This is a genomic window from Hoeflea sp., assembly GCF_984452065.1.
This window is the reverse complement of sequence record NZ_CFHWAF010000056.1, coordinates 1-10,448: the sequence shown is the minus strand read 5'-3', so window position 1 is coordinate 10,448 and position 10,448 is coordinate 1. Positions and strand designations below refer to the sequence as shown.

The 10,448-nt window shown below is 62.6% G+C and carries 11 protein-coding genes; all 11 read right to left on the bottom strand.

Annotated elements, in window-relative coordinates; all coding sequences use genetic code 11:
• A partial coding sequence (locus AC5E6N_RS12435) for an iron-containing alcohol dehydrogenase (RefSeq protein ID WP_491748110.1) occupies positions 1-486 on the bottom strand: 486 nt, incomplete at its 3' end.
• Positions 487-816: 330 nt separating this feature from the next.
• Positions 817-1,761, bottom strand: a complete 945-nt coding sequence (locus AC5E6N_RS12430) for an NAD(P)-dependent oxidoreductase (RefSeq protein ID WP_491748109.1) — start codon at positions 1,759-1,761, stop codon at positions 817-819.
• A gap of 68 nt (positions 1,762-1,829) precedes the next feature.
• Positions 1,830-2,522, bottom strand: coding sequence for an RraA family protein (locus AC5E6N_RS12425; protein ID WP_491748108.1), 693 nt, complete (start codon positions 2,520-2,522; stop codon positions 1,830-1,832).
• The gene (locus tag AC5E6N_RS12420; RefSeq protein WP_491748107.1) at positions 2,519-3,640 is read right to left on the bottom strand and encodes an Ldh family oxidoreductase; all 1,122 of its coding nucleotides are present in this window, start codon (positions 3,638-3,640) and stop codon (positions 2,519-2,521) included. The genes AC5E6N_RS12425 and AC5E6N_RS12420 overlap by 4 nt, the downstream gene beginning before the upstream one ends.
• Positions 3,637-4,797, bottom strand: coding sequence for an iron-containing alcohol dehydrogenase (locus AC5E6N_RS12415; RefSeq protein ID WP_491748106.1), 1,161 nt, complete (start codon positions 4,795-4,797; stop codon positions 3,637-3,639). The genes AC5E6N_RS12420 and AC5E6N_RS12415 overlap by 4 nt, the downstream gene beginning before the upstream one ends.
• A gap of 13 nt (positions 4,798-4,810) precedes the next feature.
• The gene (locus tag AC5E6N_RS12410; protein WP_491748105.1) at positions 4,811-6,280 is read right to left on the bottom strand and encodes an aldehyde dehydrogenase family protein; all 1,470 of its coding nucleotides are present in this window, start codon (positions 6,278-6,280) and stop codon (positions 4,811-4,813) included.
• A 51-nt stretch (positions 6,281-6,331) separates the two neighbouring features.
• Positions 6,332-7,597, bottom strand: a complete 1,266-nt coding sequence (locus AC5E6N_RS12405; RefSeq protein ID WP_491748127.1) for a TRAP transporter large permease — start codon at positions 7,595-7,597, stop codon at positions 6,332-6,334.
• 2 nt (positions 7,598-7,599) lie between these two features.
• On the bottom strand, positions 7,600-8,160 hold the full coding sequence (locus AC5E6N_RS12400; RefSeq protein ID WP_491748104.1) for a TRAP transporter small permease: 561 nt from the start codon (positions 8,158-8,160) through the stop codon (positions 7,600-7,602).
• A 27-nt stretch (positions 8,161-8,187) separates the two neighbouring features.
• The gene (locus tag AC5E6N_RS12395; RefSeq protein WP_491748103.1) at positions 8,188-9,192 is read right to left on the bottom strand and encodes a DctP family TRAP transporter solute-binding subunit; all 1,005 of its coding nucleotides are present in this window, start codon (positions 9,190-9,192) and stop codon (positions 8,188-8,190) included.
• Between the two features lie 43 nt (positions 9,193-9,235).
• Entirely contained in the window at positions 9,236-9,946 is a 711-nt protein-coding gene (locus AC5E6N_RS12390; RefSeq protein WP_491748102.1) for a GntR family transcriptional regulator, read from the bottom strand.
• 90 nt (positions 9,947-10,036) lie between these two features.
• Positions 10,037-10,448 (bottom strand): FadR/GntR family transcriptional regulator (locus AC5E6N_RS12385; protein WP_491748101.1); only part of this gene is annotated, 412 nt, incomplete at its 5' end.

The window sequence follows — 10,448 nt, the reverse complement described above, 5'->3', positions numbered from 1 at the left end:
ATCGTCTGTCAGAACCGACCAGATGCTCATCTCGCTGCCGGTTCCCGATGTGGTGGGAATGCAGATCGACGGCAAGGGGTCCTTGAGAAGCTTGTCGAGGCCGATATAGTCCAAGATGGAGCCTTCGTTGGTGGCCATTGCGGCAATCGCCTTGGCACTGTCGAGCGAACTGCCGCCGCCAATACCGATGATCACATCGAACTGCCCATCCCGGGCAAGCGATGCACCGGTCATGATCAGGTCCGAGCCGGAATCGGGGCGCACCTGATCGAAGACGCCGCACGCGATCCCTGCCGCGGCGACGGGTTGGGTCACGCGATCGACCAGACCAGCCTGCACGACGCCCGGATCGGTCACGACAAGAACCTTGCCGCCCCCAAGCGCATCCACCAGTTCGGGCAGTTGGGCGGTTGAGCCAAGGCCGAACCTGATATCGACCGGCAGGGGCGGGAAGGCAAAACTCTGTTCATGGTCGGTAGGAAACACGATCAGACCATCTCCTCATTTGCGGGCTGACGTAGACAGATATTGAGATAGCAGAGTAAAACCTATCATACCAGTCGCTACGCCGAAAAAATGCTAATTGCTTCTTTCAAAAGAAATACAGATTAAAAATCTCCGATCCATGGGCCACAGGTAAACACTTTTAACAGAAACCTGTTATGCCAATATGGGAAGTCAATATCAGAGCAAATGAGTTTTGAGTCCGATAAACCAGTCTCCGGCTGTCCTGCAAATGCATGGTTTCCGGCGTCGGCACTTCTTTGTTCCGGTCACATGAATGTGCTCGCGTACCCATGCCCGGCTTTTGGACGATCAGCCCCTCCGTGCCCACCAGGCATCAAGGCGCGCGCGCAGTGTCCGGGCGACGACGTTCTGCGCATGCTGGCCGGCCCAGGCGATATGCGGTGTGACCACAACATTGGGCCGATCCGTCACCGCCATGATCGGGTCATCGGGTAAAGCGGGTTCGGCTTCCAGCACGTCGAGCCCGGCGCCTCCAATGCGCCCGGTGTCCAGAGCGCGGACCAGGGCCGCCGTGTCAATCAGCGCCCCGCGGGCTGTGTTGATGATGAAGGGCCGCATATTCATTGCGCAGAAAGCCGCATCATCGAGAAGATGACGTGTCTCGTCGGTGAGAGGACAGTGCAGGCTGATCACATCGGCATTGGCCAATGCGTCTTCGAAAGCTGTCCGCCCGGGCCGGGCGGGCCGGCCCTTCCGCTCGGCAAGGACGATGCGCATTCCGAATGCCCGGGTAAGTTGTCCAACCCGTTGACCGATCGCGCCGCCACCGATGATCGCCAGCGTCGCCCCCTCAAGCTCGGCGACCGGAAAATCGTGAAAGCAGAATTCACCCGCCTGCTGCCAGCGCCCGCCCAGGACGGCCTGGCGGTAAGCGATGATGTTGCGCCGGAGCGTCAGGATCAGCGCCATCACATGCTCGGTTACCGATGTGGCACCGTAACCGACGACATTGTGCCAGACGATGTTCCGCTCGTCCAAAGCGGCCGTATCGACATTATCCGTGCCGGTGGCCGCGATCAGCACGAGGCTGAGCCGGCTGGCCCGCTCGATGGTCTCGCGCCTCAATTCCACCTTGTTGACGATCACGACCTCGGCATCGGCAATGCGATCCGCTACCTCGGCCGGCCCGGTGGCATCGAAATTCTCCCACTCATGCGGCCAGGCCGGGGCCTTCACAGGCACCGAAATAGTAGCGCGATCCAGAAAAACGATGCGCGGTTTACCGGGTGGCATGGCTGTAGCCCCTTTGATGCACGCGGGTTGCGTATCCCTGCATATCCGAACGGATCGATCGGCGGCGCCTAGGGTTGGCCATCGCCCGCACGAGTGATGTTGGCAGTCAGGTCGATCCAGCTGCGGTCCCATGTGCCGCTGGCGATTGCCCGGGCCTGACCGTCTTCCTTGGCGACGATCGCCTCGGCGGCCTTGAGAGCAGCCTCAGCACGGGCGCGCGGGACGACCACAACACCGTCGGCATCCCCGACAACCAGATCGCCGTCGTGAACGGTCATGCCGCCGACCTGCACCGGCCCGTACACCTCGCCAGGTCCGCTCTTGTACGGCCCCAGGTGCGAAATACCACGGGCAAAAACGGGGAGAATGCCGCGGGACAGCGCCGCTGAATCGCGGATCGCGCCATCGACCACAATCCCGGCGACCGAGCGCGTGACGGCATAGCGGCACATCAACTCGCCAAGGATCGCGTTCTGCGTCTCGCCCCGAGCGTCGATGACGAGAACGTCGCCCGCCTGCGCCAGATCCAGCGCCTTGTGCACCGCCAGGTTGTCGCCGGGCCTGGTGCGAACCGTCAGCGCCGTGCCCGTCATAGACTGACCGTTCAAGGCATCCAGACAACCTGCCACGGGCAAAATCCCCGATGCGCCCTGGTGACGCTCCATGCCATCGGAAAGGGCCGGCGTGGGCAGCACGCGGGATCGGGCGATCAAGGCTGCCTCGATTCGAGGCGCCGGGTCGTGCAGGCGAATACTGTTCATTGTCGGGGTTCCTCCGTTCGGTGGCTGTCGACGCCGAGGGCGCGGCACAGCGATGGCATATCGCCCGATGCGAGACGGTCGAGCTGATCCACCAGATCGACCGGAAGCGGAATCCCCTCGCGGGCACGCCGCTTGGCCATCCGCGCTTCGATCTCACCGGGGACCATCACCTCCTCAACGTCGCGCGCCGGCCGGTTCGCCTTGATTTGACTGATCATTGCATCAACACGCTGCTTGAACGCTTCAACGGGCTGGAACGCGCCGGCATGCACCAGATGCATGAACACACCGACATTCTGCGGTGCGTCCAGCGTCTTGTAGAGATCGCCGATGCGGGGGCCAAAGGCCGCGCCCGTCATGATGCCCGCCATCACGTCGATCATCATTGCTATTCCGTAGCCTTTGGCGCCGCCGAAGGGCAGCACGCTGCCCGCGAGTGCCGCCTGTGCGTCGCGCGTCTCAATGCCTTCCTTGTCGATCGCCCAGCCGGGCGGGATCGGTTCGCCGGAGTTGGCGGCCATGATGATCTTGCCCCTGGCCACGACGCTGGTCGCCATGTCGAGAATGACGGGCGGGAAGTCGCCCGCCGGCGCGGCGAACGTATAGGGATTGGTGCCCAGATAGGGATCGACACCGCCCCAAGGCGCCATGGTGGGCGGGGCGTTCGAGTACAGAAAGGCCACCGTATCGCGTTGCACTGCCTTTTCGGCATAATAGGCACCTGAACCGTAGTGATTGCTGTTGTGAATACCGATGGTCACGCTGCCATGGGCTTCGACGCGGGCGAGCGCCAGGTCGAGGGCGCGACTGGCCACCACGGCGCCCATGCCATTGTCGCCGTCGATCGAGAGCGTGGCTCCGCGATCATGCACGATGCCGATGTCGGGCCTGGGATTGACGATGCCCCGTTCCAGCCTGTCGATATAGATCGGCATCCGCGTCACGCCATGCGAATCCACCCCGCGCAAATTGGCGTGAACCAGCGATTGTGCGACGGTCTCGGCCTCCATCGCCGGCAGACCGCGTGCCGCCAGCAACGCCGTGCAATGATCCGTCAGGAGCGCTGGCGGACAGAGCGGCAATGGAGCGGCCTCGGACCGGTCGGCGGTGCGTGTCACAGGCAGTCCCTCATGATCGCCACCAAATCCTCGGCGCAAGGGGTCCGCGGATTGACGGGAATGTTGCCGGTCTGCATTCCCGCCTCGGCATAGGCGGGCAGATGCCTGTCCTCGACACCCCAATCGCTCAGTTTCGCCGGCGGCGCGACGTCGGCAATAAGCTGTTCGACCGCCTCGACACCGCGCTCGGCCGCCAGGCGCAACGGCAAGCCTGCCGTGGAAACGCCGAAAATCTCGGCGATGCGCGCGAACTTCTCCAGATTGGCGACCATGTTGAACCGCAGGACGGGCGGCATCAGCACGGCAATCACGTCGGCATGCGGGATCTTCGCCTGCGCTCCCAGCGGCATGGCAAGCGCATGCGCGATGCCCAGGCGCGTGGAGTTGAAGGCCATGGCCGCCATCGTCGAGGCAAGCAGCATGTCGGACCGCGCGGCAACCGTGTCTCCGGTAAAGACCGCCTTGCGCAAGGACCGCGCGACCAGACGCATGGACTGCTCCGACAAAGCCTCGGATATCGGCTGGGTGGCCTTGTTGATATAGGACTCCATGGCGTGGCTCATCGCGTCGATGCCGGTGAGCGCCGTCACGCGCTGCGGCAGGGTCAGCGTCAGTTCCGGATCGCAAACGGCAAGCCGGGGTACCAGATGGGGGCTGCCCACCCCGTATTTGTCGGCTTGGTCCTTCTCCGAAATGACCGCCCAGATGGTGCCTTCACTGCCGGTGCCGGCGGTGGTCGGGATGGCGATAAAGGGCACGCCGGCCTTCCGGACCAGCCCGAGACCGGCATAGTCCCGGATATGGCCGGGATTGGTTGCCATCACCGAGACAGCCTTGCCCGCATCCAGGGCGCTGCCGCCACCCACCGCCACAATGGAAGAGCACTTTTCCGAACGATAGAGATCCGCAGCAGCGTGTACGGAACGGGCATCGGGCTCTGATTCAATTTCCTGAAAGATCAGATGGTCGATACCTGTCCCATCGAGGACTGACGTGATGCGGTCGACGATGCCGGCTTCGACCAAACCGGGATCCGTTACAATCAGAACGCGATTGCTTTTGAGTGAACGAACGAACTCGCCGAGCCGGGCAACCACACCTGCGCCAAACTCGATCCGTGCGGGAAACTCAAAACTGAAGGTACGTTGATCGTTCAATGTCCTGTCTCTTCTAAGATGATCTTGGGACGGCCCTGTGCATCCGGTAAACTGCCTTGAGCGCCGTGTAGAAATCGGCGGACGTATCGCCGATGCCGTAGGGACCCTGACCGGATTGCTTCCAGCCGCCGAAGGGAAGATGCCCCTCGCTCGATGTGCCGTGATTGACATGGACCATTCCGGCCTGGGAACCGGCCGTGAAGGCGTGTGCCATATCCGCGTCGTCGGTGAAGACCGCCGATGTCAGCCCGTATCGAACCTCATTGTTGACACGCAGCGCCTCTTCGAAGTCGGCCACGGGAATGACGCTCAGAACGGGGCCGAAGATCTCGTCGGTCGCCAGCGGCGTGTCCGGAGCAACATCGGTGACAACGGTCGGTGCGTAGTAATAGCCGGCCTCGCCGCAAGGGTGACCACCGGTCAGGATCCGTCCGCCGCCATCCCTGGCCATGCGGACATACCGTTCGGTTGTCTCGAACTGGTCCCTGCTGGCCAAAGGCCCCATCTGCACGCCGTCATCGAACCCGTATCCGACACGCAGCGCCTCGGCATGGCGCACGAGCGCCGCCTCGAGCGCCGCCTTCTCCCGATGCGGCACGATCACGCGACTGATCGATGTGCAGCGTTGCCCGGCAACGGCGAAAGCGGCCTTGACGATCTCGTCCGCCGCGCGGTCCGTGTCGCCATACGACGCGACGACGGCGGCATTCTTGCCGCCCATCTCGAGCTGGACCCGCGCATTGCGCTCGGCGGCGGCAACCCCGATACCGGTGCCCACCTGCGTCGATCCGGTAAAGGATATGCCGGCGATCAACGGGTGACGCACCAGCGCGTCGCCGATTTCGCCGCCCGAGCCGATCAGCAGGTTCGCGACCCCCTTCGGCAGCCCCGCCTCGCTGAGCATCCGCATCAGCAGAACGGATGCGGCGGAAGCCTGCAGAGCCGGTTTGAGCACAATGGTGCAGCCGCAAATCAGCGCCGGGATCACCTTGCGCACCGGTGTCAGTATCGGGAAGTTCCACGGGGCGATGGCGGCGACCGGGCCGATTGGCTGCCGGATCGTGAGCGCTTGCGTCGACGGCCTCGTGCTCTCGAAGGTGCGGTCGCCAAGCCGCAGGGCCTCGCCTGCCCAAAAGCGCATCTCGTCTATGGCACGCATGGCTTCCGAGCGCGATTCGGCCAGCGGCTTGCCCATTTCGCGCGTGGTCGCCTCGGCCAGGCCATCGATCCGGTCGCGCCACAGATCGATCAGGGCGTAGACGTGATTGGCCCGCGTGGCGGCCGGCGTGGCCGACCAGACGGCAAAGGCCCGCGCCGCCGCCTGCACGGCCTGCTCCACGTCTTCCGCGCCGCTCGTGCGATATCGCGAAGCCACCGCACCGAGGCACCCCGGATCGGCGATCTCCACCAGCCGGCCGCCTTCACCCGAAGCCCAGCTTCCATCAATGAAACTCGTCCATGGTTGTTTGACTACGTAACTCACACAAGCGCTCCTTAGACAGCCGGCGATGCCACGCACTGCCTTTGCGGGACATCACATCAGGATCTGGACAGGCCAGAGAACCAGGTTGGGGAATAGCGCCAGCAGGACCAGCGCCAGCAGCATGACGATATAGTAGGGCACCGCGGCCCGAACTACGGTTTCAACGCGCAGACCGGATATATAGGCGGTTGCGAACAGACAGACCCCGACGGGTGGCGAGGACAGACCGATGGACAGCGCCGTCACCAGAAACACGATGAAGTGGATCGGGTCGACGCCGACCGCCAGCGCAGTCGGCAGCAGCACCGGCGTCAGGATCAGGATCGCGGCTATGATATCCATGAACATGCCGACCACGACGAGCGCCACACCGAGCAGCAGCAGGACGGCGACGGGATTGTCCGACAGCGCCAGGATGGCCGAACTCACCTTCAGCGGCAGACCGTCAATCGTGAAGATATAGGTGGCGACCGACGCGGCCATGGCGATGAACAGGATCGTTCCTGCATTGATCCCGGCGCGCGTGATCAGACCAGGCAGCTTGCGCCAGCAAACTTCGCGATAGATCGCGGTGCCGATGAACAGCGTATAAAGCACGGCGAGGCCCGCGGCCTCGGTCGGTGTGACGAAACCCCGAAAGATACCTCCGAGGATGATGATGGGCGCGCCGAGCGCCGGTAGCGCAACGGCGATCTGTATCAGTGTCTGGCGTCCCGGAAGCGGAACGACTTCACCCATGCCGTGACGCACCGAAAGCACGTAATTGAGCAACGCAAACAGAATTAACAACACAATGGCCGGCCCAAGGCCCCCTGCGAGGGCCGCGCCGACCGACTGGCCCGCAGTGGCCGCGGCAATGATCATCAGGATGCTGGGCGGCACCACCGATGCCATGGTCGAGGTGACCATCGTTAGCGCGGCCGCATATGGCCGCGGATATCTGCGCTCGGTCATGGCGCGGATCTCCAGCGGCCCCAGCCCACTGACATCGGCGACCGAGGACCCGGATATGCCGCCGAAGATCATGCTGGCGACGATGTTGACCTGGCCCAGCCCGCCGCGCCAGCGTCCGACCACGCCATTTGCGGCGGCAAAGATTCGGTCCGAGACACCGCCTTGTTCCATAACGCGGCCGGCCAGGATGAAAAGCGGGACCGCCACGAGCAGGAAACTGTTCATCGAGGTATACATGGCCTGCGACACCACCGACAGCGGGAGGTCGTAAAGGTAAAGCGTGATCGCGGCCGCAAGGCCCAGTGACACGGCAAGCGGAACGCCCAGTACCGCCAGCAAGAAGAACAAGGCGAGCAGGGTCATACTCACGTGTCGATCGCCTCTTCATCGAGAATGCTGCGCACACGCGCATCCAGATAGACCGTTTCGACATGAGCCAACAGCGACAGGGCGGCGCCGGCGACCACCGCCGCCGTGACCATGAACATGTCGATGCCGAGCGCCGGCGAGCTTTCACCGCTTTGAAACTGCTGGACGATCAGTCGCCAGCCCGTGAAGGCGACGATCGAGAAGAACACCACACCCGCCAGAAAATAGATATGCGTTGCGACGATGCGCAATCGCCGGGGCACCATGTATAGAAGCAAGGTTATACGGGTGTGCTCGGCCGAGCGAAAGCCAGCCGCAAGCCCGAGAAACACGGTCCAGATGAACAGGTAGCGGGTGATTTCCTCGGTCCAAGGCAGCGAATGCTGGAACAAGCGTGAAAGAACCTGGATCGCGACCATGATTAGCATGCCCAAAACACCGAGAAACACGGCTCCGTCGACCGCGCGCCAGAGCCGGCCCCTGCGACTGATCCATTCATGCGGAGCCGACGTGTCGGCACCTGGCGGGCCGCCCGCCGTATCGGTGGACGGCCGCATGTCTTGATCGCCCGGACTCATCGACTGCTAACGGCCAACGAATTCCAGTGCTTCAGCCATGCACTGCTTGCCGACGAGCGCCTCGAAATTCGGGTAGAGCGCCAGCGCCCGCTCCTGAAACACGGCGCGTTGATCTGGCGTCAGCCGGTTGACGGTCATTCCCAGATCCTCAAGCTCGGCGACAATGCGGTTTTCTTCACTCAGATCCTGTTCGAACTTGAAACGCGCCGTCTCCTGCGCGGCCGTGCGCAGGGCATTTTGCGTCTGCTTGTCGAACGCGTCCCACACATCCTCGTTTACGGCCAGAATATAGCCGTCCGAAAGGTGACCCGTGAGGGACAGGTGGTACTGCACCTCGAAGAACTTGTTGGCCAACGGCACTTCGACCGGGTTTTCCTGCCCGTCGATGGCGCCAAGCTGCAAGGCGGTATAGACCTCCTTGAAATCCATAGGCGTCGGGTTGGCGCCCAATGGACCGAAGAACTCGACCCAAAGCTTGTTGTTGGGCACGCGCAGATTGAGTCCTTCAAGATCCTGCGGTGTCTCGATCGGGCGCACCGAATTGGTCACGTGACGAAAGGTACGGATCATCAACGCCAAACCCTCGGTGTTCAGCCGATCGAGGGAATCGAGCAATTTCCGGCCCGGCTCTCCTTCCAGATAGGCAGCGAACTGATCGTAATCCTCGAACAGGTAGGGCAGGCTGATCGAATTCATGCAAGGCTCGAAGGAAGCATAAACCGAAGTCGACAGGATGACCGCATCAAGCGAGCCGTTCTGCAGCATGTTGACGGCCGCGTTCTGGTCTCCGCCAAACAGGACGCCGTCGGCAAAAACCTCAACCTTGACCTTGCCATCCGTTGCGTCATCCACGCGCTTTGCGAAATCCTGCGCCGTGGCGCCGACCGCTGAGCCGATCGGATCACCGACGGCTAGCCGAATGGTCGTTTCCGCGTGAGCGTTGACCGCAAGTCCCGCAGCCAGCACTGTGCCAGCCAGAAATCCTGCGAATGTGCGATTATGCGTTTTCATAAGTTCCTCCTCCTAAACGCTGTAAACTGGGTGTGTTGGCGCCCTATGAACGGTTTACGGTGTCACTGTCCTGTCCTTGACCGGCCTCGGCCATGGCCCGATCGAACAGATCCAGAAAGCTCTTGCGAACGTTGAGCAGATGCGTGCTCAAAGCGCGCGTTGCCTCGTCGGCGTCACGGGCCTTCAGCGCGCGGCAAATGCGAAGATGCTCCTCCAGGCTTTCATCCACGCGCCGGTGGGCGCTGTAGGACACGAAGTGGCGCACCCGGTCGATATGCCACTCGACGTGCCGGTAGACCTCAATGATCCGTCGATTCTCGGTCGCGCCGATCAGGGCCAGGTGCAGTTCATGGTCGACCGCCAGGTAGCGGGCTATCTCGCCTGCCGGCATGGGGAGTGAAAAACCATCGAAAAGGCCGGCGATCCGGTTGATATCTGCCGTGTGCAACTCCACGACCTTGCGGACCCCGGCCACTTCCAGAACGGTTCGCAACTCGATCAGTTCTTCAACGTCGCGCCGGTCAAAGGCGGTGACCACCCATCCGATCCGACCACGCCGGCGCACCAAGCCGGCAGCCTCGAGCTGATGGAAAGCCTCGCGGATAGGGGTTCGGCTCACACCGAGCTGCAGCGCCAGAGCCCGGTCGCTCAGCGGCTCGCCGGGCTCCAGTTCACCCTCGACGATTGCCCGGAAGAGCGTCTGGTAGACACTCTCGCTGGCTTTGGGCACGGGCGCCATGGTCAGTTTGGCCATTTGGTATACCGAATTCCTGTTTATTGGAATGTGGTATACCAACACTGGCGTGGAGTCCACCCCTTTTCCGGTCGGCGTCATGATAATGATTCATCCAAGCCAGAGATCGGCGACCTTGGCTTCCTCCCTGCGCCACAGCCAGTAGCATTCCTGAACGGCGCCACGCGCCAGTTCCGGCTCGCGCGCACGCAGCGCGTCGATCAGGGCACGATAGACCTCCACATTGCGTTCAAACGCGCCGCTGACCATGGTGATGATCCTGAGCCTGCTGGCGATCAGCGATCGGACCACCGATGACAGCGCGTCCATGATCAGAGCCATCACCGGGTTGTGGCAGGCAGCGACGAGACCGGCATGCAACTCGAACTGCCGGTCGACGAGTTCGTTGATGTGCGCGGCCTCCGCTATCTGGTCAACCAACCGATCGAGCTTGGCGAAATCAGCCGACGTCGCCTGGATCGCCGCGCCCGCGGCCACTTCGCGACCGATCATTTCCATGGCG

Excerpts from the sequence above, each read along its gene's own strand:
- AC5E6N_RS12430 (WP_491748109.1), bottom strand. The coding sequence starts at position 1,761 with ATGCCACCCGGTAAACCGCGCATCGTTTTTCTGGATCGCGCTACTATT.
- AC5E6N_RS12425 (WP_491748108.1), bottom strand. The coding sequence starts at position 2,522 with ATGAACAGTATTCGCCTGCACGACCCGGCGCCTCGAATCGAGGCAGCC.
- AC5E6N_RS12405 (WP_491748127.1), bottom strand. The coding sequence starts at position 7,597 with ATGACCCTGCTCGCCTTGTTCTTCTTGCTGGCGGTACTGGGCGTTCCG.
- AC5E6N_RS12400 (WP_491748104.1), bottom strand. The coding sequence starts at position 8,160 with ATGCGGCCGTCCACCGATACGGCGGGCGGCCCGCCAGGTGCCGACACG.
- AC5E6N_RS12395 (WP_491748103.1), bottom strand. The coding sequence starts at position 9,192 with ATGAAAACGCATAATCGCACATTCGCAGGATTTCTGGCTGGCACAGTG.
- AC5E6N_RS12390 (WP_491748102.1), bottom strand. The coding sequence starts at position 9,946 with ATGGCCAAACTGACCATGGCGCCCGTGCCCAAAGCCAGCGAGAGTGTC.